At 48.7% G+C, this 23,336-nt stretch carries 22 protein-coding genes and 1 pseudogene; 10 read left to right on the top strand and 13 right to left on the bottom strand.

All coding sequences use genetic code 11. From position 1 onward, the window contains the following. Window positions 1-221 precede the first annotated feature (221 nt). A complete protein-coding gene (locus tag LN737_RS33455; RefSeq protein WP_231780278.1) occupies window positions 222-1,190 on the top strand; it encodes an AraC family transcriptional regulator in 969 nt (322 codons plus the stop codon). Window positions 1,191-1,386: 196 nt separating this feature from the next. Next, window positions 1,387-2,835 carry an MFS transporter gene (locus LN737_RS33450; protein WP_231780464.1) on the top strand — a complete coding sequence of 483 codons (1,449 nt, stop codon included), beginning with the start codon at window positions 1,387-1,389 and terminating at the stop codon, window positions 2,833-2,835. A 325-nt stretch (window positions 2,836-3,160) separates the two neighbouring features. On the opposite strand, the gene LN737_RS33445 is transcribed toward LN737_RS33450, so the two are convergent. Then, window positions 3,161-3,904, bottom strand: coding sequence for an SDR family oxidoreductase (locus LN737_RS33445; RefSeq protein ID WP_231780277.1), 744 nt, complete (start codon window positions 3,902-3,904; stop codon window positions 3,161-3,163). Between the two features lie 101 nt (window positions 3,905-4,005). Here LN737_RS33445 and LN737_RS33440 point away from each other — a divergent pair, with 101 nt between their 5' ends. The 3 genes from LN737_RS33440 to LN737_RS33430 all read left to right on the top strand — a co-directional run bounded on the left by LN737_RS33440 (window position 4,006) and on the right by LN737_RS33430 (window position 5,422). Further along, the gene (locus LN737_RS33440) at window positions 4,006-4,350 is read left to right on the top strand and encodes a helix-turn-helix domain-containing protein (RefSeq protein ID WP_231780276.1); all 345 of its coding nucleotides are present in this window, start codon (window positions 4,006-4,008) and stop codon (window positions 4,348-4,350) included. A gap of 184 nt (window positions 4,351-4,534) precedes the next feature. Continuing rightward, a complete protein-coding gene (locus tag LN737_RS33435; RefSeq protein WP_231780275.1) occupies window positions 4,535-4,966 on the top strand; it encodes an antitoxin Xre/MbcA/ParS toxin-binding domain-containing protein in 432 nt (143 codons plus the stop codon). A gap of 3 nt (window positions 4,967-4,969) precedes the next feature. Beyond that, window positions 4,970-5,422: an RES family NAD+ phosphorylase gene (locus LN737_RS33430; protein ID WP_231780274.1), complete on the top strand. Its 453-nt coding sequence runs from the start codon at window positions 4,970-4,972 to the stop codon at window positions 5,420-5,422. A gap of 149 nt (window positions 5,423-5,571) precedes the next feature. Here LN737_RS33430 and LN737_RS33425 read toward each other — a convergent pair whose 3' ends face one another. From LN737_RS33425 to LN737_RS33395, 7 genes and pseudogenes are all read right to left on the bottom strand, one after another. Beyond that, window positions 5,572-7,818 carry an FtsX-like permease family protein gene (locus LN737_RS33425; RefSeq protein WP_405520795.1) on the bottom strand — a complete coding sequence of 749 codons (2,247 nt, stop codon included), beginning with the start codon at window positions 7,816-7,818 and terminating at the stop codon, window positions 5,572-5,574. After that, entirely contained in the window at window positions 7,791-8,315 is a 525-nt protein-coding gene (locus tag LN737_RS33420) for a permease prefix domain 2-containing transporter (protein ID WP_231780272.1), read from the bottom strand. The genes LN737_RS33425 and LN737_RS33420 overlap by 28 nt, the downstream gene beginning before the upstream one ends. After that, window positions 8,303-8,641, bottom strand: a complete 339-nt coding sequence (locus LN737_RS33415; RefSeq protein WP_231780271.1) for a PadR family transcriptional regulator — start codon at window positions 8,639-8,641, stop codon at window positions 8,303-8,305. Before LN737_RS33415 ends, LN737_RS33420 begins: the two co-directional genes overlap by 13 nt. Before the next feature lie 529 nt (window positions 8,642-9,170). After that, window positions 9,171-9,866, bottom strand: coding sequence for an SDR family oxidoreductase (locus LN737_RS33410; protein WP_231780463.1), 696 nt, complete (start codon window positions 9,864-9,866; stop codon window positions 9,171-9,173). A 69-nt stretch (window positions 9,867-9,935) separates the two neighbouring features. Then, window positions 9,936-10,675, bottom strand: a pseudogene (locus tag LN737_RS33405) (SDR family oxidoreductase). Window positions 10,676-10,776: 101 nt separating this feature from the next. After that, window positions 10,777-11,052 (bottom strand): putative quinol monooxygenase, encoded by a 276-nt coding sequence (locus tag LN737_RS33400; protein WP_231780270.1) that lies wholly within the window; start codon window positions 11,050-11,052, stop codon window positions 10,777-10,779. Window positions 11,053-11,064: 12 nt separating this feature from the next. Beyond that, a complete protein-coding gene (locus LN737_RS33395; RefSeq protein ID WP_231780269.1) occupies window positions 11,065-11,694 on the bottom strand; it encodes a nitroreductase family protein in 630 nt (209 codons plus the stop codon). Between the two features lie 105 nt (window positions 11,695-11,799). On the opposite strand from LN737_RS33395, the gene LN737_RS33390 reads away from it, so the two are divergent. The 4 genes from LN737_RS33390 to LN737_RS33375 are packed head-to-tail and all read left to right on the top strand — an operon-like array spanning window position 11,800 to window position 14,327. Further along, on the top strand, window positions 11,800-12,210 hold the full coding sequence (locus tag LN737_RS33390; RefSeq protein ID WP_231780268.1) for a helix-turn-helix domain-containing protein: 411 nt from the start codon (window positions 11,800-11,802) through the stop codon (window positions 12,208-12,210). 28 nt (window positions 12,211-12,238) lie between these two features. After that, window positions 12,239-12,763, top strand: coding sequence for a hypothetical protein (locus LN737_RS33385; protein WP_231780267.1), 525 nt, complete (start codon window positions 12,239-12,241; stop codon window positions 12,761-12,763). Then, on the top strand, window positions 12,667-12,912 hold the full coding sequence (locus LN737_RS33380; RefSeq protein WP_231780462.1) for a GNAT family N-acetyltransferase: 246 nt from the start codon (window positions 12,667-12,669) through the stop codon (window positions 12,910-12,912). Before LN737_RS33385 ends, LN737_RS33380 begins: the two co-directional genes overlap by 97 nt. 14 nt (window positions 12,913-12,926) lie before the next feature. Further along, window positions 12,927-14,327 (top strand): MFS transporter, encoded by a 1,401-nt coding sequence (locus tag LN737_RS33375; RefSeq protein WP_231780266.1) that lies wholly within the window; start codon window positions 12,927-12,929, stop codon window positions 14,325-14,327. A 214-nt stretch (window positions 14,328-14,541) separates the two neighbouring features. Here LN737_RS33375 and LN737_RS33370 read toward each other — a convergent pair whose 3' ends face one another. The 3 genes from LN737_RS33370 to LN737_RS33360 all read right to left on the bottom strand — a co-directional run bounded on the left by LN737_RS33370 (window position 14,542) and on the right by LN737_RS33360 (window position 19,264). Further along, the gene (locus LN737_RS33370; RefSeq protein ID WP_370636611.1) at window positions 14,542-16,068 is read right to left on the bottom strand and encodes an FtsX-like permease family protein; all 1,527 of its coding nucleotides are present in this window, start codon (window positions 16,066-16,068) and stop codon (window positions 14,542-14,544) included. A gap of 12 nt (window positions 16,069-16,080) precedes the next feature. Further along, complete coding sequence (locus LN737_RS33365) at window positions 16,081-17,994, bottom strand: ABC transporter permease (protein WP_370636591.1); 1,914 nt, start codon at window positions 17,992-17,994, stop codon at window positions 16,081-16,083. A gap of 394 nt (window positions 17,995-18,388) precedes the next feature. After that, complete coding sequence (locus tag LN737_RS33360; RefSeq protein ID WP_231780265.1) at window positions 18,389-19,264, bottom strand: DUF1080 domain-containing protein; 876 nt, start codon at window positions 19,262-19,264, stop codon at window positions 18,389-18,391. A gap of 120 nt (window positions 19,265-19,384) precedes the next feature. On the opposite strand from LN737_RS33360, the gene LN737_RS33355 reads away from it, so the two are divergent. Next, a complete protein-coding gene (locus LN737_RS33355) occupies window positions 19,385-20,236 on the top strand; it encodes an AraC family transcriptional regulator (RefSeq protein WP_231780264.1) in 852 nt (283 codons plus the stop codon). Between the two features lie 153 nt (window positions 20,237-20,389). Here LN737_RS33355 and LN737_RS33350 read toward each other — a convergent pair whose 3' ends face one another. Together LN737_RS33350 and LN737_RS33345 are read right to left on the bottom strand one after the other, a co-directional pair. Then, complete coding sequence (locus LN737_RS33350; RefSeq protein ID WP_231780263.1) at window positions 20,390-21,442, bottom strand: ATP-binding protein; 1,053 nt, start codon at window positions 21,440-21,442, stop codon at window positions 20,390-20,392. Beyond that, window positions 21,439-23,250, bottom strand: a complete 1,812-nt coding sequence (locus LN737_RS33345) for a PAS domain-containing protein (RefSeq protein WP_405520789.1) — start codon at window positions 23,248-23,250, stop codon at window positions 21,439-21,441. Before LN737_RS33345 ends, LN737_RS33350 begins: the two co-directional genes overlap by 4 nt. Between the last annotated feature and the right edge of the window lie 86 nt (window positions 23,251-23,336).

The raw sequence follows: 23,336 nt of genomic DNA, 5'->3' as shown, positions 1-23,336 counted from the left end.
AATTCTGAAACGATTGATTCAAAAATGCAATTTTTTTTCTAAACCTGCTGTCCGGGGTATTCGCGTAATTTTAAAACTATAATGCATGTGTTTTTCTTACTATGGAAAAAAAAGTCAGAATTCTGTGTTCAGTACAAACAGGTATATTACATTCAGCTTGCTTCCCTTGGTCACTAGGGACACACGTTTATTTCTCGATCTTGAATTAGTTGGTTTGCGTAGTGCTTTCCATAAATCATGTTGATGCTTTGATACCCGTTACAAAAGAATTAAAGGAAATCGACTACCTGAGGGACTTAGCGGATATGATGCCGGTTAGAAGGGACGCCTTGTTTGACCAAGATATCCTTGTCTTTGACCGTTCTCATGAGCCCTGTAGAAATTATTTATCCCCGAGCAGACGCGAGTTTTACAAGATCGTTTTCATTAATGAGGGGGCGGGTATTTTCATCATCGGCACCAATACGTACCAAATAAACCAGCCAACGATTGTGTTCATCCATCCGAACGAAATTGTATCGTGGCAGAACCTGGCACCTCACCCAAATGCTACCGGCCACTTTTGTTTATTTAGGAAAACATTCATGGATGAATATCCAGCGTTGAGGGATATGATCCGTAAATACAGTTTGTTCTTGGCGAGTGGTCGAAATGTAATCAAACTATTGCCGGAGGAAGTGTCCCGGATTGATGGTCTTTTTGTTCAAATGCATCGGGATCAACATGGCAAAGATCCATTCAATCATGACGTCCTACAGGCCTATCTTCAACTAATCATGTCCGCCAGTCAGCAATCCGCCATTGCGGTGCGGCCCGATGCTATCAGTAAGGAATATAAACACATTTACGAGTTTTTCGAGTTACTCGAAAGTGAATTTTCTATGGCAGGCCGTGCATTGCCAATTCGTTCTAAGACGGCAAAGGAATTTGCCCAGACATTGGCCGTGCATCCAAGCCACCTAAATGCGCTCCTTAAAAAACATACTGGACAAAATGTGAGTACCCATATCAAAAACAGGCTATTGGAAGAAAGCAAAGCTTTGCTTATGCAAACCGATTGGACATTACAGCAAATCAGCTATGTTACCGGGTTTACCGAACAGCCTGCTTTTAGCCTGTTTTTTAAGAAGAATGCCGGCCTTACACCGGCTGAATTTCGCAGAGCTTGTCATTCCCCAGCGACACCCTGAACAAACTATATTGAACAATCCCTGCTACTATTTGCAGTCGATTCTAACTTTCTGCTTCTACTAGCCATGTAATAGGCTGTAAACGCTCTAACATCGGTCACCTTCGATTTTCGTATAAAAAGCTTCGAAACGGATATAAGTGGCCTATGAGCCCTGGAAGATATTTGTACCAAAAAAGGATACAAATTCTGAGCGTATGGAAGAAGGCACAAAACAGGCTATTCCAGATCCTAACCGGTGGCTGACTCTGGCTGTATTACTCATAGGAACACTATTACCTCCACTTGATTTTTTTATTGTTAACGTAGCGCTTCCTGCTATCCGAACGGATCTACAGGCACCTCCGGCGGTATCCCAGCTGGTCGTTTCGGTTTATGCAGCCGCCTATGCAGTTACGCTTATACTGGGTGGAAGACTGGGAGATATCTTCGGTCGTAAGCGTGCCTTTATCAGCGGAATGCTCGGCTTTTGTCTAGCATCGGCACTATGCGGATTGGCAGCCTCGTCTACTATGCTGGTCATTGGAAGGCTATTCCAGGGAGTTACCGCAGCCGTAATGGGGCCACAATCACTTGCAACGATCCACGCCATTTTCCCGGCGAATGAGAAAAACCGCGCCCTTGGCCTCTATGGTGCGACGTTTGGCCTGGCTGCCGTATGCGGTCAGTTACTGGGCGGTGTACTGGTATCTGCCAATCTGCTGGGATTGGGATGGCGCAGTGTCTTTTTGATCAACATACCCATTATCATTCTTGCCGTTCCTGCGGCTTTCCTATTAGTACGAGAGAACCGGGCTGAACGTTCGGCGAGACTTGATATTTCCGGCGCATTTCTGCTTGCCGCCGGACTATTGGCACTCGTCGTTCCCCTCATCGAAGGACGAGAAAACAATTGGCCCTGGTGGTGTTCGGGACTCATGATGTTAAGTGTACCGACACTTTACCTATTCTGGCGATACGAGAAAAAGCTGGAAATAGCCGGGGGATCACCATTGGTATTGCCAGCTTTATTCAAGGCGAAGGGGTTGTGTCGTAGCCTTGGCGCTGCCTTTTTCTTTTATGCGTTGGCCTCTTTTTTCCTAATCTTTGCTGTCTATGAACAATCGGGTTTGCACCACAATACACTCACAACGGGTTTTGCCATTTTACCGCTGGGTATTGGTTTTTTTCTGGGCCCCTGGTGCAGCCCCCAAATCGCTGGTAGATTCGGAGCCCGCACTGCAGCATTCGGCATTATACTGGAGTTTGTCGGCTTGTTAGTGACAGCAATTTGCGCTCTGGCAGATATCCCCGCGTGGCTACCCGCTCCGCTGTTTATGATTGGGCTGGGACAAGGCATTGCCCTACCTGCCCTTGTAGGCTTAAGTGTAGATCAGGTCGATGCGCGTTATTCAGGACTGGCCGCCGGCCTGGTAAGTGCAACACTGCAGATTAGTGCCGCCGTATTTGTTGCCCTCATAGGCGGTCTATTCTTTGCTTATGCACCAGATGGAGCCAATGCATGTCAGGTAAAAGTTGGGTTTTCTATAGGTGTTTCGGCGATTGGCCTATCATTGAGCGTAGCAGCGATCCTTTGTTGGAAAAGCCCGTCAGTTTCAAGGTCAGAATCTACGATTTATCCTGTTGACCTGGAGTTAAAAAAGTAGATTTCTGAACAGACTCAAATTACGTTTTCGATTGGAAAATTTATCAATAATTGTACTAAGCTATTTCTTAGAGAAATACTACTTATGGACAGAGTAGCCGATTGGCGACAGTCGTTCTTTATTCTAAATCCTGTTTTAAAGTTCCTCAAAATACCCTCCTTACTTTATGCGATAAGGAGGTTCATCTGATAGTACTGGGATGGTTCTCGTAGTACAACCTTCCATTGATCGCCCTAAAAGGGTTGCCCATTTGTGTCGCTCAGAAATAAGTTATCAAAGGCAGTAGAAATTTGACAACCTATTTCTGAACTGGATAAGATTTTGATTATAAGGCCATCCCTCCATCAATGAAAAACTCCCCACCTGTGATAAACGAGGCTACTGTATTATCGGAAAGATAGGCGACCAATTTAGCTACATCCTCTGCTATTCCCATCTTCCGTAAGGGCACCTGACTGAGAATCTGCGTTTTCATTCCAGTTAGTGTCGCTTCATCCATGCCAAACTTGCTTTGCATTTCGGTTTGTGTAGGCCCGGGATTGACTGTATTCACTCGGATCTGGCGGGGAGCTAGTTCCTTGGCGGCTATTTTGGCCAAGTGACTAACCGCCGATTTACTGGCTGAATAAACCGAACTACTCTCCATTGCCAGGGCGGTATTACCCGAAGTCAAAAAGACAACTGAAGCCCCGTCGTTTAGAATAGGAATGAATTTTTGAAGGGTAAAAAAGCTGCCCTTGAAATTGACGTTCACCATGGTGTCGAAATGTTCTTCAGACGTAAATTCAATGGGAGAAAAGAAGGCGACACCGGCATTGATGAACAACACATCGACCTTATCCAGTGAATCGCGCACCTCCGCTACTAGCTCATCAATCTGTCCCAAATTGGCTTGATCAGTGAGTTTTCCTTGTATGCCCAGCTCGTTCGAGGCTTTAGCCAAAGCCTCTTTTCTTTTTCCCGTGATCACAACCTTAGCTCCCCGTGATTTAAATTCGTTGGCGGTTGCATAGCCAATCCCACTATTGCCTCCTGTAATGACAACTACTTTATTTTTAAATGCGTCCATTTCTGATCTGATTTAATTCAGCTATAAAAGTGGAGCTATAGTAGGGTATATTTGTTACTAATTACAGAAAGGTAACTAGTAACAAATAGGATAGTAAGTATATGGCTCATCAATCAGAGGTCGACTGCACTACTGTGCATTCCGCGATTCAGGACACGTTGTATGTAGTCAACGGCAAATGGAAATTGCTGCTGCTTTCCATCTTAATAAATGAAGGTACCAAACGATTTGGCGAGTTGGTCCGGGCGTCGGGTATTTCGCCGAGGATCTTATCCAAAGAGTTACATGAGTTGGAGCTCAATCAGTTGGTGAGTCGGCAAGTTTGCCCGACCAAACCGGTTACAGTTGAATATTCGGCCACTGATTATGCCCAAACGCTTAAGGAAGTGATTGATGCGATGATTCGTTGGGGCCAGAATCACAAGCGAAAGCTGGTTAGCCGTTAACTTGGTTAAGGCTCCTGCCAGCTTCATGTAGTTTTTGTGTCATTTTTTGCTGGTTTTAATATCTGTCCAACTTAATGCGTACGTTTCGCATCTCGATTCATTGAATTATTCATAAAGCGAAATTGTTCCTCTCAGTAAAGGTAAAATTACCTAAATTTACATTCTTGCCGAAAGCAAACAGCCGATGAAACGAGCTCCATCACCCCAAAATCTACTGTTGAGAGATGTGCCTGGGCACATCAATGATAGCGAAATCCTTTCTCTGCTCTACACCAGAGAGGTCAATTGGCAGCATGTTAATGCCATTAAGACCCTGACCGAGTTTAACGATGCTGTTATCTTGGACTGGCTGAATGTGAGCGTAAAAACCTTCCGCGAATACAAAAAGCCGCCAACCACCTTCAAGGAAAACGTCAAGGAACAGGTCCTCCTGCTGTTAGCCCTGATCAAACATGGTATTCAGGTGTTCGGCTCAGTAAAAGAATTCGACCAGTGGCTGAATCGGTCCAACTTTTATTTTGACAATAAGAGCCCCAATGCCTATCTAAATACGATCACCGGGATAAAATTTGTCGATGATCGGTTGACGGCTCTGGACTATGGCGATAATGTGTAGAGGATGGAAGTGTTTAGAATTAGTAAAGAGGTTCATGCGCAGAGCTTACGTTCATCAGGCAGTGCGAATCGGTGGAATACCAAAGGCCAGCAAGTTATTTACACTGGCGCATCGCGTTCCTTATCCTCGCTAGAACTAGTAGTTCATCGGGGAGTTATTCAGCCTAACTCTTCGTATAAGGTGATGGTCATCTCTATTGCCGATGACGATTACTTGATGCGAACGATTCACCTTAAAGAACTTCCTGCCAACTGGCGGACTTTAGCGGGTTATTCTGCCTTACAAACAATCGGGTCCGACTGGTACACCAGTCAGGAAAGTCTAATTCTGAAGGTTCCTTCAGCGATTATTATCTACGAGTACAATTACATCATCAATACCGAACATCCGGCCTTCAGTCAGCATGTTCAGCTGGTTAGAACCGAGGATTATTTTTGGGATTCCCGGCTTCTTTAGGTAGGAATGAAGGTGAATTAGGCTATATTTAAAATCTTCTGCGAAAAGCTCAAGCAAGTTTCAGATACATGCTTCAGAAATGGGGCGTTTGTTGAAATGGATAGAAAACAGCCAACACCATCTATGGGGTTGGCTGTTTTACGAACGCTTTATTCGCTTCGTAGGCTTTTAACCGGATTCATCAAGGCCGCTTTAACGCTTTGAAAGCCTACCGTCAGCAGCGCTATGCTTATGGCCGCCAATCCCGCTGTCACAAACAGCCATCCACTTAGCGTTGTTCGGTAAGCAAAGCCCTCAAGCCAACCATGCATCAGATACCAGGCTAGTGGGCTGGCCAGCAGCAAGGCAATCAGGATCAATAAGACAATCTCCTGACAAAGCAAAACCACAATCCCCGCCACACTTGCCCCTAATACCTTGCGGATGCCGATTTCCCGGGCCCTTCGTTCGGTCGAAAAGATGGCCAGTCCCAGCAGGCCTAAACATGAAATAAAAATAGTCATCCCCATCGCCAGGTTGATCAACCGCTCGGTTCGAAGATCGTCTGCATATAGCGTGGCAATACTATCGTCGAGAAATGAATAAGCAAACGGCTTCTCCGGGAAGACCGACTTCCACTCTGCCGCTAGTTTGTCGATGAGCGTCTGTATCTCCCCAGCGACCATACCCTTGGCCGCTAGTTTGACGGCGAGGACGGTCTCTTTGGCCGGGTCGTGTCGGATGACGATCGGCCAGCTTGCCTGATGAAACGAGTTCTCATAAAAATCGGCCACCACCCCAGCAATCGGATAGACCTCGACAGGGCTGGCCACCAGCTCCTGACCGATTGCCTGACTCACATCGGCAAAACCCAGGGCATGCGCACAACGCTCACTAATCAGTACTTCCCGGCCACTGTCGGCTGGCATCAAATTTCGCCCCGCCACCAGCTTCATCCCATAAAATGAGACGTAATCCTGATTGCCGAAATGAAAGGATAGATCGATAGGTTTCTCCGGGCTGTTTTTTAGACCACCACCGCCAAATCCGCTATGCTTCCGGTCCATGGGTGATTTCCACTGTCGGATCACCTGCTGTACACCAGCTACTTGTCGGATCTTCTCTGCCAGTACCGCAAGCTTACCCGTCTCGGCCTTAGCCGGTAGCCGCCCCTTCGTCTTGTCCGACCCGATCGTTGTGTTATGCATCGGGTTCGTTGGCTGACCACCGAGTGTGATGATAGCATCCGTCTGAAAACCCAGATTCGTATGCAGCATATACCGCAATTGCGAACCCATAACGAGAGACGCAATAATAAACACCAGTGAGATCGTAAACTGGAAGACGATCAATCCTCGGCGCAGCGTTCCTTTTCCACTACCTGCTATCGCCGTGATCCCTTTCAGGGTCAATGCGGGTTGATAGCGGCCCAACACCTTTGCGGGATAAAACCCCGCCAGCAGGGTTGTCACCGCCGTTGCCAACAGAAAAAATAAAACAGTTGCACGATCCACCCGAAAAGGAACGCCCGCTGGAATCAAATCGGCCAACCCGTTCATCACCGGCCTGACCAGTAGCGCGGCAAGCACCACGGCGGCTACGGTCAATAAGAGGGATTCGGTAAAAAACTGCGCAGCGATGCCCGACCGGTTACCACCCAGCGCCTTACGAACGCCGATTTCTTTCGCTCGCTGCGTGGATTGCGCGGTCGACAAATTGACAAAATTGACAATGGCCAGAACCAGTATAAATCCGGCCACCGCCATCAGCGCGTACAAGACCGGTAAACTGGCCTTTCTGCCCTCACCCCCATAGTCGGGATGAAAGTGGCTACCCGACAGCGGTTTGAGCTGGGCAGTAAATCCCGGCTTGGGGCCATAATGCCGTTTGGCAAAGGGGATAAATTGCGCATCAATCTGGGCAGGGGTTACATTCGTTGCCAGCTTAACGATCACCTGGCTGGAGCGATTTAACTGATCCCAGCGATCCAATGTAATGTCTGTCTTCAAAAAACTGGCCCGGATCGTCGCATACGAGATCCACTGGCTGAACGGATAATCACTGTTTCCGGGCCAATTGGCGACAACCCCGGTTACGGTAACCATCAGCGAATCCTGATAATAGATCGTCCGACCAATGATGCTGTTCGGGTCGAAATCACCAAAGTATTGTCGGGCTCTTTCGGCGGTAAGCACAACCGAGTTGGGCCTGCTCAGGGCAGTTTCGGCATTTCCGCTTACCCACTGGTAGCGAAAAATGTCGAAGTATTGGGGTTCCGCAATCACGATACTACCGTCGTCATCGAAGTGCTTCGGTTTCTGGGCCTGATTAGATGGTATCGTTACGCTGGCCCCATAGGTCTGATAGGCAGCCACCGTCTGAATGCCCGTCATTTCCTGGCGCATAGCCGCTGGCATGGGGCCCGGTACGCTATGCCAACGCCCCCAAACACGACCGCATCCACACAATAGATGCGGCCAAGGTCGGGATGAAACTTATCAAAACTGAATTCGTACCGAGTAATCAGATAAATAACCAGACAGGCACAAATGCCTAACGCCAAGCCCACTACGTTGATGAACGAATAGAGCTTGTTGCGAATCAGTTTACGAGAGGCTATTTTGAGATAAGTAGGTAGCATAGCGGCTTGAACGATCGATCTAGAGGTCCGGTACTGGGTGTTTGTGTGCTTGAAATTTTGGCCCATTTTCGAGCTTGTAAACGGTCGAATCAACCGCAGGACGGCCAGTGTATATCGCCAACGGGCTTTGGATACACCAACGGTTTTCAGCCAGTAGGTATACATCTCCAGCAGGTCACCTTGCAGCTCATCTTTCAGGCCATGTGGACTGAACCGGCTCAGTAGCCATGCAGCCCAGTGGGGAGGCCCGTTGCCGTTGGTTAAGCGCCCCATAGCTGTAGAATTGGCGTTGGAATCTGGTCCCACAACTGGGTCCGCTGCTGTCGACATTCGATTAGGGCCCGCTGGCCGGCTGTGGTTACGGTAAACAGGCGTTTCTGACGGCCTCCCCGTTCGGCCGTAGCCCCGCCCATCTGGGAAGTGACAAATCCTTTTTCCTGCAGCCGTTGTAGGGTGGTATGGACCGTCGGAAAGCTGATACTACGGGCCATTTGCCCGTCAATGGTTTGGGTGATCGACGCACAGTAAGCACCTTCCTGCAGGGCGGCTACCGTCAGCAAGACGATCTCTTCCAACTCACCTAAAAAGGGTCGTTTCATGATCAAAAGCGATTGAACTACTTGTGATACTAATTAGTATAGTCTTTGTCGTACAAATACCTTACCAAGTCTGTTTAATTAGGCTTAATGGCCATGAAACGGCTTTTTCAGCACATCAGTGAATCCCGTGTTGTCCAAAAATGGACAGTTGCTGTACCGAAACGGACGTATCATTGATTGACTAGTAAGTCTATATTGGAGGGATAAGCGTTTAAGCCCAGAAACACCTTTGTCTTACAAAAACGCTCCCAAGTGAGACGAAAAAACGCCATGCATATGCTTCCGCTTGCGACGAGGAAGCTTTCATGTATCTGCTTCAAAAATCGGGCGTATTTTAAGACGCCCCTTTTAGTAATTGTCAGCCAGTATAGTATTCGTAGCATACGAGTATTAACACGTTAGAAAGAGAGTTAGAAGTGCCCCTTCAGTATAAAAAGCTGGGATGAGGAAGCTACTACAAAGCGTGGTAATAAACCAAGTATAACATCTCTTGGTTTGTTAACACGCTTTATAGACAATACGTTGCTTTCTAGGCCATATTCAGCAGGTTGAAGGCTTCGGCAGGATTGGCGAAAAAGTAGTCCCGAAATGTAGTGGTCAGACCAACATAAATCTCGTACGTATCGCTTTCCAGTCCGTTGATCAGCCCTTGCGCCACTTCCTCAGCAGGCATACCATGCGCTTCTCCACCTATATCCTTCGAAAACGCCGTATTGACGGTTGGCGGCATCAGCTCGAACACGCAGATAGATGTGTCTTTGGCCAGGGTGTGCCGCAACGTCAATGTATTGGAATGAACGGCGGCCTTACTGTCTGAATAGGCAGGAATAATGCTCGCTGGCGTGAAGGCTACGATCGAACTCACATTGACAATGGCCGCTTCGGATTGTTTTTTCAGGACAGGCAACAATTTCTCCGTCAACCGGATCAACGCAAAATAATTCGTGTCCATTTCCTGTCTTGCCTTCTCTATGGCATCCACACCTTCGGCATGTGTGTAGACAAAGGCTTTACCGGCATTATTCACCAGCACACTCAGGTCAGCATAGTCGGTGGCCAGTAGCGCCAACAGGTTATCGACCTCGTCCGGCTTCGTAATATCGCAGGGTAGGGCAATCGTGTTGGGTAACAGAGCGGCAGCCTGATGTAATGTCTCGGCCGTCCGGCCCAAAATCAGGACTTTATTGCCTTTCTGGCTAAGCAGCTTGGCCGTTTCGAAGCCAATGCCTGAACCACCACCGGTGATCAGGACTGTTTATTGGATATATTCATGTTATTTTTCTTAATAACAGACTTAAAAACCATGGTTGAAGGCATTCACGGCTGCAAGGGGATCAGCCAGGTAGGCTGTCCGTTGGCTGGCCGTCTCACCGACATAAATCTCGTATTGGTCAGCCTCAATACCCTCGATGATCGTTTCGGCGACAACCCGTGGTGCCATACCGGTGTGACCGCCCATGTCTTTCGTCGCTTCTGTATCAACCAGCGAGGGCATGACCTCAAAGAGTTTAATGGGCGTGTCTTTCGCAAGGCTTAGTCGCAGGGCTACCGTGTGGGAATGCAGAGCCGCTTTCGAATCGGAGTACGTCGGCAAAATGAGCAGCGGATGAAACGTCACATTAGACGTTATGTTGACGATGGCCGCTTTGGGTTGCTGTTTGAGCAGCGGCAGGAGTTTTTCGGTCAATAAAACAGGACCGAAATAATTGACGGCAAATTCCTGCCGGGCTTTTTGATACGCATCAGCTCCTTCACCCAACCTGTATAAATTGGCGACCCCTGCGTTATTGACCAATACGCTCAACGTGGGATAATTCTCGTTCAAGTGCGCTACCAGCGCCTTAATGTCGGCTTCGTTGCTGACATCGCAGGTTAGGGTAGCAACCCCAGTTCTTGGCCCGCTCTCTGTAGTTTATCGGCATTACGCCCAACCAGAACGACCTGGTTTCCTTTTTCTTTCAGTAGTCTGGCAATCGCATAGCCAATGCCCGATCCGCCACCGGTGATCAGAGCGGTTTTGTTTGTCAGATGCATAAGGAGTTTTAGATTGATTTATTTTTTGAGTGCTGTTGGTTGGTCTGTAGTCAACGTGGCGTTGCTTTTCGGAACAGGCTTACAAGCTTTGAAGGATTGTACTAAATAGGCTTACCAGCCAACTTGTCCTGAATACTCGCAAAAAAGGCTTTGGTATACGGAGCCGACAGGTGTTGATCGAGTGATTGCTGCGAGACAAATACCTCAAAAAACACCAGTGTGGTCGGATCATCCGGTTTGCTTGTCTGATAGAAGGCTTCGCAGCCTGGTTCAGCCAGGGTTGGAACAAGTGTTCGGGCACAAAGCGTTTTGACGTCTTCCAGACTGTCGGCCTTCACCGGCACTTCAACGAGCAGTATAATTTTCGAATCACTCATTAGATGCGCATGTTACACCGTGGTAAAAAGCTCCTCTTTGGTTTTGCGCACTTTGGGAATCCTAGCAAATTCATCGTCCGCTGAGCGGTAGCCTAACGCAAAGAGCAGGGCCGATTGCAGGTTTTTTGCCCGCAGGTCCAGAATCTGATCGAGCTGACTTCGATCGAAGCCTTCCATCGGGGAGGCATCAATACCAGCTTCGGCTGCGGCACTCACCAGGATACCCACCGCAAGGAAGGCCTGCTTTTCCGCCCATTCTACTTTCTGAGCTGGAGACAAGCCACTCAGTTTTGCGTTGACAAATTGTTCGCGGGCTTCCAGATTCTGGCGATCCGTTTCCCGAACGATGGCCGCTTTATCAATGTACGCCTTTACCGTATCCTCGTTGATGTTGGTTTCCACCGCCACGACTAGCACTCGGGAGGCTGTGGTAATTTGGGGCTGACCAGAGGCAGCCCGACTGATTTGCTCCAATTTGGCTGGGTCCGTGACCGTGATGAACTGATACGGTTGCAGGCCATAAGAGGAAGGTGCTAACTGCACCACTCGAAGCAGATCCTCTACCTGCTCCTCACTCAGTGGCCTTGAGGTATCATATTTTTTGGTGGCGTAGCGCCACTCAAAGGCATTTACTAATGACATCGTTTTGTTGGCGTTAAAATTACTGTTAGATTTGCTTGCAAATTGCAAGTAAACAAAGGTAGAGTAGTTTACTTGCAATTTGCAAGCAAATATAATTTATTTTTTATGAAAGAAATTAAACCCAGGTCAGGCTGCCCGTTGAGCTACACGCTCGACTTTATGGGTGATAAGTGGTCGTTGCTAATCATCCGAGACATGGCCCTGAACCATAAATTGACCTATGGCGAGTTTCTAAACTCCGACGAACAGATCGCCACCAACATCCTGGCCGACCGGCTCAGCATGCTGGAAACCTATGGATTCGTGACCAAGCAGGTAGCCGCCGATAAAAAGTCAAAGTTTGTGTATCGACTGACCGAGAAAGGCATTTCCCTGGTACCCGTCATTATGGAAATCGGCCTGTGGGGGTCAATCTATAACCCGCCGGGGCTGAACGCTCAACTGCTCTCGGCCTTGAAGCAGGATAAAGAAGGAACAATTCAACGTATTCAGGAGCAGCTAAGACAGCAGGCCTAGGCCTATCTATCATTCAATCACCACCACGATGATTCATCCACTGGATAACCCGGTTTGGTCGGCCCTAACCTCGGGCAATCAATCGGTTGCATTGGGCAATGACCAGTCTAAATATTACCCACCGCAGGTTGCGCCGTTTGTGGCCGTAGCCGATAACACCCGAGTCCATTTTGAGGTCTTACGGGATACGATTCCGTATGAGCAACCGGTAGCCCTGTTTACCCATGAGCCCCAGCTTGACCCATCGCCCTGGGTGCTTGTCAACCGCATTGATGGCTTTCAGATGCTGTATGAAGGACCGACCCCCGCGGAGCAGGACAGCCTGATTGACTTAACCGAGGCCAATGTTCCCCAGATGCTCGCCTTAACTACACTCAGCCCCCCTGGGCCCTTCCTACCCGGACGATTGAGCTGGGCGGCTATCAGGGCATTCTTGCCGGCGATCAACTGGTGGCTATGGCGGGTCGTCGGTTTGATAATGGTACGCATGTGGAAATTAGCGCTGTCTGTACGCACCCGGACCATACCGGCAAGGGCTACGCCCGGCGGTTGATTGACAGCCAGATCCGCCAGATTCGGGCAGAAGGCAAAATTCCTTACCTCCATGTACGGGCCGACAATACCCGGGCGTTCCGGATTTATGAGCAGATGGGCTTTGTGACCCGGGCCGAAATGATTATCTACATTGTTGCCAAACCCTGATGGCTTGACAACACATGAAAAACGCCAACTGGTTTTCATTGCTGTTAGTTCTAACAGCGCCACTGCTATCGGTGATTGATGTATTTATCATCAATGTGGCCATCCCGGCCATCCGCAAAGGCATTCATGCGTCTGAAGCGCAGTTGCAACTGGTCATTGCCCTGTACCTGCTGGCGTACGCCTGTCTGCTCGTCACGGGTGGACGTAGCGGTGATTATTTAGGTCGGAAGAAAGTATTTCTGGCCGGTATGCTGGGTTTTTCGCTGGCGTCGGCGCTGTGTGGCCTGGCACACAGCCCGTTGTTTTTGAACGCAGCCCGCTTTCTACAGGGCATTGCGGCCGCCTTTATGGTGCCCCAAACGATCGCCTTCATTCAGGTATTATTTCCCAATGCAACCGAGCGAACGAAAGCCATTGGTTGGTATGGCATCACCCTGGGGCTGGCCAGTATGCTGGGTCAATTCCTGGGCGGTCTTTTGACATCATTTCATTTCTGGATCGACGGCTGGCGGTTAATCTTCTTTATCAACGTGCCCATTGGTCTGGCAGCGGTCGGGCTGGGCCTTCGGTATTTGCCGGAAACTAGGCCCGAGGCTAACCAATCGTTTGATCTGACAGGGGTGATTCTGTTGACCGGAGCCCTCGTTTGTTTTATCGTCCCTTTAATTCAGGGGCGCGAGCTTGGCTGGCCAGCCTGGTGTATGGTCTTGCTGGCGCTTTCGGTCGGCTCATTTGTGACTTTCTATCGGCATCAGCAACTAAAAAAGAGACGAAAGAAACAACCCCTGATCGATATGGATCTGTTTCTGATTCCTGACTTTACACGTGGCATCGGGGCGGTTATCTGCTGCTTTATCATGCACAGTGCCTTTCTGCTCATGTCGGCACTGCTCTTTCAGAACGGATACGGTCTGTCGCCTTTAGTTTCCGGCGGCTGCTTTGTGCTATGGGGCGGGTGTATGCTGCTTTGCTCCCTATGGTCAATGAAACTGGTGAGCCGGAATGGCAAACAAACCGTATTGGCAGGAGTCATCCTGATGGCCGTATCGACCGTACTGCAACTGGTATTCTTTACGGGTTCAGCCCCTTCGCTATTAGTTATCGGGTTGGTCTTACTGATCCACGGGGCAGGGGCTGGTTTTACGTATTCAACCCTATTGAATGTCACCTTGCGCAGTGTACCCACCCCGTTTGCCGGGGCGTCGGCAGGCATCTATTCAACGGCTCAACAGGCAGCCGGTGCCTTTGGGATAGCGTCCATAGGCGGTTTATTTTTCTCGGTACTGGCAAAAAGCAATTATCAAACCGCCTTCTTGTATGGTTCTGGGGCAAACCTGCTCATCCTGGTAGTGATGGCTCTTTTGGTCACGACACTACCGGTCAGTAAGGTAGCCAGTGTTACGGTGGGTGACTGATGGTAACAAGTTGGACTATCTCCCGACAGGAATTATAGACTTTTTACCACTATCTAAGTTGAATAATTGCTAAAATATAGTGTCTCACAATAACCCTCACACGTGAGACGAAACAGCGTTCATGTATCTGCTTCATATCCTAAAATACATAGAAGCCCATATACCACCAAAGACACTTAGTGCCTTTGGTGGTTGAGCGACATAAGAAAGTCTTTTATTCACTCCGTAAACTCTTGACCGGATTCATCAACGCAGCTTTGATACTCTGAAAACTTACTGTCAGCAAAGCAATCACAATCGCCAGCAAGCCAGCTAGAGCGAAAATCCACCAGTCAAGCCTAACTTTATAGGCAAATTCCTTTAGCCATTGCGTCATACCCCACCAGGCAATGGGGGAAGCTAATACCAAAGCAATCAGGATGAGTTTGAGAAAGTCTTTGGAGAGTAAGCTCACCACACTGACGACCGATGCTCCCAGCACTTTCCGCACGCCAATCTCTTTCCGGCGTTGTTCGGCGGTGTAGGTGGCTAATCCGAACAACCCTAAACAAGCGATGAAGATCGTTAGACTGGAGAACAGGGTTAATACTTGTTCTATTTTTTGTTCACCCAGATAAACCTGCTCAAACCGGTCATCCAGAAACGAATAGGAAAACGGAGCGCCGGGCGAATAGGACTCCCATTGCTGCTTGAGGGAAGCGAGCAACTGCGGAAGATTATTCGTACGGGTTTTGAGAAGGATATTGCCTGAATTTCTACCCAAAAACATGGCTAATGGCCCAATCTTTTGCCGAAGGGATTCAAAATGAAAGTCGCTAACAACCCCAACCACCCGGTAAATTATATGCACACCATGCTCATCCGTGTGACCGATCAGCTCTCGGCCAATCGGATTCTTCTGCCAGCCCAGCGCCTGTACCGCCGTTTCGTTCAGAATAAACCCGGAGGAATCAGAAGGGAAACGTTTTGAAAAATTACGCCCCTGAACCATCCGCATGCCCAGTGTAGGAATGTACGATGGATCAACAAAATAGAACCGGGTCATTACACCCTGGTCGGGATTTTCTTTAGCTCTGACGGTGGTGTTATCCATGTTTGTTCTCCCGACAGGCACCTGTCCTGAAATGCTCCCCATGACCACTTGCGGAGATCGAATGATCCGGTCGCGAAATACGGCTTCGTTGTTTCGGAGCATATGCGTATCGTGAATCACCAATACTTGTTCGTGATCATAGCCCACTTTCTGCGCTTGCATGTAACGTAGTTGCCGGTCTGCCGTTATCGTAGCGATAATCATCGAAATGGTGATAAAGAATTGAAACACGACCAAACCACTTCGCAGGTTAAAACTACCTGGTCTAGTGGTAACCTTTCCCTTCAGGACAGTTACTGGCTTAAAGGAAGACAGGTAAAAAGCCGGGTAACTACCTGCTAGCAGCCCCACCAGCACCGTACCCGCAACTAACCCAGCCGTTACAAATGGATGGGTCAATAAAGCCATCGAAAGTGTCTTGCCCGTCAGCTGGTTAAAAAACGGCACTGCCAGAGCGACCAACACCAGGCCAACCAGTAGCGCGACCATCGCCAGCAGGATCGATTCGATTAGAAACTGTTGCTGCAATTGGCTTTTCACCGAACCCAGCACCTTCCGTACGCCTACTTCACGCGAACGACGAACCGCTGTGGCCGTCGACAGGTTCATAAAGTTCACACAGGCGATCAGCAACATAAAGGCAGCAATGGCCGCCAGTACTTATACATACATAATAGCCCCACCTGGGCTTGACTCGGCCTTGGAATACAGATGAATGTCGGTGAGTGGTTGCAGAAAAACCCCAAAATCATCGCCCCGCTCGCGAAACTGTTTCGGGGTAAGTTTCAGCCATTTCTGTATCTCACTTCCCATCTGTTTTTCAGCGAGTTGGGGAAGTTTAGCTTCCAGCTGTTTATACGCATACTGCTCGGGCAGGAGCACATAGGTTTGATAGTTAATATTATACAGCCATCCCGGCCAATCTATTTTTTCATCACGGCCGACTAAGGTAGCTAGCATATCAAAGTGAAAATGGGAGTTTGTCGGTACATTCCTAACCACCCCTGTGATCCGATAAGGTGTCTTGTCATTACCGAATAACAGGACTTTCCCAATCGGGTCCTGATTGCCGAAGTATTTCTGGGCGGTTTCTTGGGTCAATACCACCGTGTTTGGCTCCGTCAATGCCTGCTTTGGATTTCCCTTTAGAAACGGAATGGTGAATACGTCAAAAAACGTTGAATCGGCAAGCAGCAGATTATCTTGTCGGAATGAGGTTTTTCCGTAGCTGACAAACTCATTCCACTCGCGGATGCGCGTTGCTTTTAAGACTTCCGGAAACGCCTGTTGCAGATCCCGGGCGGCATTCTGACCTAAACTGGGTCCGCCAAGCTCCTTTCCATTTAACTGGAATTTGAGTCCGACCCGAAAAATTCGGTCTGCTTTCTGGTTATAGCGATCGTAAGCTAATTCATCCTGCACGTAGAGCATGATCAGGATGCCGGTAGCCAATCCGATGGCTAACCCAACGATATTAATGCTGGTGGATATTTTTTGGCGCTTCAGATTTCGCCAGGCGATTTTGAGAAAGTTGCGGATCATGATCGTGCGGTTTAACGGTCCAGTAGCCTTGGTTGGCGAGCTTTCTGAATGCAATAGTACCGGTCGTATTGGCCACGGAGGTGCCAACTCATCAATTGGGACCTCTTTTTTCAGGCTGTTTTTGTAGGCTACGGGGGTTTTGCCGGTCATCTCTTTGAAGACCCGGTTGAAACTCGTTTTGGCATTAAACCCCGACTCATAAGCAATACCCAGTAAGGTAAGCCGATCATAGGCCGGATCACGCATTTTCCGGATAATCTCACGAACCCGAAATTCATTAATAAAATCGCTGAAGTTCTTTTCCAGCCCCATATTGATGATTCGGGACAACTCATGTGGATGAATCGCCAGTTTCTGCGCCAGTGTGGTCAATGTCAGTTCGGCATCTTCGTAGAGACGGTTTGCCGCCACCGTTTCCTTTAGTCGGCGGCCTTTCTGTTTTGCCTCTGATCGATCAGGTATTGGCATTATCAGCTTGGCCGGGCTATCCGATTTCAGGATTACGTCCACGGCCATCCCTATCAGCACAAAAGCAACCATCAACAAGAACGTATTACTGAACAAGGTGAACAAGCAGGCCAAGCCGAGTAGGACCAGGGCTTTATTCAGCCCCCGGAAAGCAAAACGTGGCCTGTCCATGAGCACCGGTCGCAGACGGCGATAGAAATCCTGAATCAGTCGGTGCGATAAGTACAGATAGAGGATGACCGAAATCAAAATGGGCCAGACCGGCACCCAATACCCCACCAGTAAGGGGAAAAAATGCAGCGTATCTTTCCATTGGAACCGCCACTGGGGACGTGTCAGTTGCCTGGTATAAAAAAATAACAGCGGCCCCAGCGCGGGTAAAAAAGCCGCTGAAATCCCTCCGGTCTTTACGACGACCACCCCTAGGGCCAAACTCAAAAACAGGTTAGCGGATTGGTCAGGCCGTTCAGCGAATCCTACCAGCCCTGCGAGCGTAAGCCCCGAAAATAGGACTCCCAGGCAGGTCAGCTCATAAAGGCTACTATGAAAAAAATAGGGGTTCATTTACCGGTAATCCTCTTCAAAAATTTTCATGTAATTGACTACCGTTTCCTAGAAACTTGCTGGGCTATTAACTGGTCGTTCCAGAAACAAGCTACTAAAAAGCGGCCGTGTTATGTTTCATCAATAACATCATTTTCAGGATCTTTTCCGAGAAGATGCAACGAGTGAATGGTTGGTTGCATCACAGCCTACTGCGCTACACAAAATGTTGCTTGCCCCATTATGCCTTTCAAAAACAGATTGCGAGCTTAGTTTTTATATTCTCATAAATCGCTCCAAAATGAGACTAGATAAACGGTTTGTAAACGAGCGGATAGAAAGACAAAAGTGGCTAACCTAACTCATGATGAACCCCGTTTGCTGAGTGTATTGGAATACGACAGAGGAGAAGCCCTCACTCGTTAAACAAACCGGCATACCCTTGGGGCAGGGTCGTCAGTGGCTTGATCCGTATGTCCCGGTAAAATACTTCTGCCGCTTCACTTTGTAACTGAATTTTTCCCCTTCTCATGGCTACTTCCCCGCCATCAGCCGTTGTATACCGCGAGTCTTTCAAGACCATCACCACATGGCCATTAACGATATGAAGACTCTTGCCTTCGAAGCAAATCAGTTCCAGGGTGGTCCATTCTCCCATTGGACTTTCATAGTTGGCTGACCGCATACAATAAGAATCTTGCCCTTTTTTGAAAGTTCCATAGGGTTGCTTCTCGTCGGCCACCCGGTTCATAATACCTTCGGATTGGAAGCTACGAATGTCAATGGCCGAGTTAGCCTGACACCAAAAGTCACCCATGTGCCCTTCCATGACTTGAAATTCCTGGGATAGCATCCAGCTACGCCAGTACTCGGCTCCTGCTGGGCCGATTGAATGGTAGAGTATGCCCGAATCACGCAGCTGGTTTTTCCGGGGATCATGTTTTTGCTTACCCCACTTGACCTGCAGTGTCAGGTGATAGTTTTCGTAAGTCTGGCGGGGGAACAAACACCCATAGGTTGTCCCACTAATTCGAAGGACTGGACCACTCCCTTCCCGGATGACCGAGAATACCCCCGTCTCGTCTTTGTTATACCCGATGGGTTGTACCGGACTGCCTGCTGCATCGGTTGGTATTTTTCCATTATAGCCAACCTTGTGGGCATAACTTAAGTAGGTTTCCCATTGAGTCAGGTTCTTATCCAGTAAAGGTGTCCAATCACGGGATTGAGCGGTCGCCTGTAACGTGAGAAAAATTGATAAACAGGTCCATAATGTAGGTATTAATTTCATAGTGCTGACTTGTTTTGCACAACAATTAGTGAACAGTCGCAAAACTAGAGTTAGCTCAAGGGAAAAGAGTTGTAAAAATCCATGCTTCATTGGTAGATTCACAACTCGACCAACAGCTCAATGAAACGCTATATTCTCTACTCAGCCTTTAGCATTTATCATTTTGAGGCCAGTACGTGGGCACATGCGACCCACAAGCATACCTACTTTGAGATCATCTTTGTGCTCCGGGGCCATGGTAATCACCACATCAATGGGAGTACCTATAGCTACGGGGCAGGTGATGTGTTTCTGTTAGGGCCAGAAGATTACCATCACTTTACCATTGAGGGCTTAACCGAGTTTAGCTTCATTCGCTTCAATGAATCAGTTCAAAAGCACGCACAAGGGGAGGCTACCTGGCAAGCTGTCATAACCACGCTGTTGACGACGTCCTCGCAAAGTCGTGGTTCCCTCGTGACCGATCCACTGGAGAAGCAAAAATTAAACTACCTCCGGGAGGTGCTGGAAGCGGAAAACGCACGGCAACCAGCGCACTATTTTGAGCCAATGCGCGATAGTTTGCTCCGCAGTATGTTGCTCATTTTAGCCCGTAATCTATTTCAGCACCCACCCTCAAGCCCGGTTGTCAGGGATTCAGTGGAGGCGATCTTACTGTATATCAAGCAACACATTCATCAGCCAGCACTACTTAGTATTGACTCGTTGGCCCGTGTCTTTCACTATTCACCAGCTTACATCAGCCTGTATTTCAAGAAGCACACAGGTGAATCGTTGAAACAGTATATCACCCGGCACAAAATCAAGCTACTGGAAGCGCGTTTGTTGTACAGTTCGGTAAGCCTGGCTCAACTAGCGGACGAATTTGGGTATACGGATGAAAGTCATTTGTGTAAGCACTTCAAGAAATACACGGGTTATACTCCAACTAGTTTCCGGCAGGGCGGGGAGCCGGCAGCAGCATTGGTATAAGTAACTAGTAAGCGCTCGCTCATTGCTTGCGAACAGGTGTCGTTGGTAACGGGTTGTATTGAACTGGTATCAAAGAAATTACATCTTTTAAAAGGCTAATATAAGCTTGTCATTTGCCTATCAAGCTATACCAGATCAAGGTAACACACCAGGCTAAGCTGGCAGATAGACTTGAAACGTAGCACCTTTGCCCGGGCGACTCCTGGCTGTAATCATTCCCCGGTGATTGGCCACTACTTTTTGGCAGATTGCCAGCCCAATGCCTGTACCAGCAAAAGTATCCTTTGGATGTAATCGCTGAAAAACCTGGAAAATCCGGTCCAGATACTTCTCATCAAAACCGATTCCGTTGTCTATCACCTCGATACAATGGTAAGACTCAATTGAGCTAGTCGGTTTAAGCGCAGAGGGAAGCATCGATGCCAATACTTGATAGGCTCGTACCGTGATTTGGCAAGATGGTTTTCCGTCTGCCTGGTTAAACTGACTAAACTTGAGGGCATTGCCCATAAGATTTTGAAATAACTGCTCCAATTGAAGGGCATCGCCCGCCAGAGTTGGTAAATTCGTTACGGTAATCACCGCATCTACTTCATCGATCGCTACGGCTAAACTTTCTTGCACACGGTCCAAAACCTCATTTAAGGCTACTGGATTATTGGGTGCAGCACGAGTTGATATGCGGGAAAAAGCCAATAAGTCCTTGATTAATTGGGACATCCGGTTTGTCGCTAGCTGCATCCGCTCCAAATGCAACCGACCTTCGCCTAATTGGGGAGCATAGCGCTGAATGAGTAGATCACTGAATTGAAGCACCTTGCGTAGGGGCTCCTGCAAGTCATGCGAGGCAATGTAGGCAAACTGTTCCAGATCCTGATTGGTCCGGCTCAGCAGATGGTTCGTTTCTTCAAGTTGTTGATTGGCTAACCTTAACTCTTCACTGGCCGCGGTTAGTTCTTCATTATTAGCCGCTAGCTCCTCATTGATGACTTGCAGCTCTTCGGTCCGCTGCTGGACCTGTTGCTCCAGGGCGAGCTGGAGATGGCGTTGCGCGGTAATGTCCTGCACTGTACCGCTAAGTCGGCAGGGCTTGCCAGTCTCACCAAAATATGCCTTACCCTGCATCTGAAGAATCCGTTCCTGGCCTGCTGCGCCCGCTTCGACGGTATATTCAGCTGTAAATTCGCCACTTGAGCCCAGCATCATAGCTTTGGTGATAAGAGACTGAATAAGCGGCAGGTCTGTTTGTCGGACAGCCGCGGTCGCTTTCTGGGGGTAATTGACTCTGTAGGGTCTAGACCATACCAGGCTCTTAGCCGACTGGAATAATCGATCCGGCCCGTCACCAAATCCATTTGCCAGGTACCCAGTTGCGCCAGTTCAATGGCTCCCTGTAGCGCGGCTTCGGCTTCTTCGGCTTTCTGACGAGCCAGCACCTGAGCAGTAACGTCAGAGGCCGTCAGGATGATACCGTAGATTTCCTGATCCGTATTGTGCAAGGCTTTATAGAGCACATCGTAGTAGCCCCACTCACCTGCTTGAGTAAGGGGGAATCGAATTTCTGACTGATCATAGGTATCGCTCCGCGTAAAATCGTCGTTGAGCGGCAGCTTCAGCGCCATCCGTATTTCTTCTGATACCACTGCCTGAAAGGGTTTGCCAACACTAGTCATATCCAACCCCAAGATGTTTAGCATCTTTTCATTGATCGAACGAATCACCCGATTGGGCCCAACTAACACCACTTTGGCTACTGGCGAGCGATGAAACACATTGCGGGCGAATAATTCACTCTCTTCCAGGGCTCGCTGAGCCACCAGTTCCGGCCTTCTGTCTCGCATAACGGCCCCTACGGCTATCGGCTGGCCCGAATAGGGATCATCTATTCGAATGGTATTATTAAAGACCGGGAAGATCTCGCCCGTTTTGAGGTGTCGCACCCGCATTTCTCCTGACCATCGTCCCTGGCCCATTACACAGGGGAGTACTTCCCGCTCTACCAGGGCAAAATGCTCGGGAGCATGGAGTGCCGCGATGGGCGTTTGCTGGACCTGTTGGGCATCTTCGAAGCCCAACAGGTCCATACCCGCCTTGTTGAGATAAGAATTTTTACCATCCAATTCCAGAATGGACATCAACTCGATACTGTTATCGACCAGGGTGAGCAGTTTTCGCTGGGTTTCCTGAGCGGTTAGTTCATCCCGTAAGTCGCGCAAGGTAAAGCCTCGACCGATGGGCTTGCCTGTACGCGGATCATCGATGCGAATCCCGCTAGCCTGACAAGGGATGGGTGCACCGGTTTTAAGATGCTTGAGCTCCACTCGGCCTGTCCAGTACCCCTGTTTGAGTAAGGTAGGAACGGCTACTTCCTGAATCAGCTGATAGTGTTCGGGTGAATAAAAGTCAGCCACTACTACCCCAGCCAGCGTCTCGGTTGGCCCGAGTCCAACCAGTCGTCGTCCCGCTTCATTGAGATAGGTAAGCTGACCTTCCAGGCTGGCAATAGCCATAAAATTGAGGTTATTGGCGACCAAGGCCAATAACTTTTGCTGGTCTTGTCGAAGGCCAACCTCCTGAGTAATTTCCTCAACGAGAGAAAATAAGCTAGTTACCTTTCCCGCTTCCGTTTGCAGGGTTGTGGTATGAATCTTGACCCATAGTTCATATCCTTCTTTGTGCAGACACCGAAGCTGAATGGCCAGCGAGGTGTTCGACCCTCCCGTCAGATTCATCAGGTGATGCTGATAATCAATCCGATCTTCCGGGTGAAGCAAGGCCTCTAGCGAGTGATAAAGCAATTCCTTTACTGAATAGCCCGTTAGGGCGGTAAAGGCATTATTCGTGTGTATGAACCGACCATTTGCCCGGATAATAACCAGCCCCGTGTTAGCCTTCTGAAAAGCGTTGGCGACATGTTTTTCAGTAGAGCGGAGCCTTTTGTTTTCAGGGAAAGCGTCTGTCCGTTTCTTGCCCAATTGATTATCGTTGTTCACACGACTAGAATTTCCGGCCAAAGTAGCAAAAAGTAATGAATGTTGTTATCGACATGCACAATGGCTTTATGTAGGCTTGACCCAATAGTAAGACTGTTTAGTCCCCC

It is taken from the genome of Spirosoma sp. KNUC1025 (genome assembly GCF_045160025.1).
Classification (GTDB): domain Bacteria; phylum Bacteroidota; class Bacteroidia; order Cytophagales; family Spirosomataceae; genus Spirosoma.
Note: the sequence above shows the minus strand (reverse complement) of the source record. Positions and strands in the feature narration are given on the sequence as shown.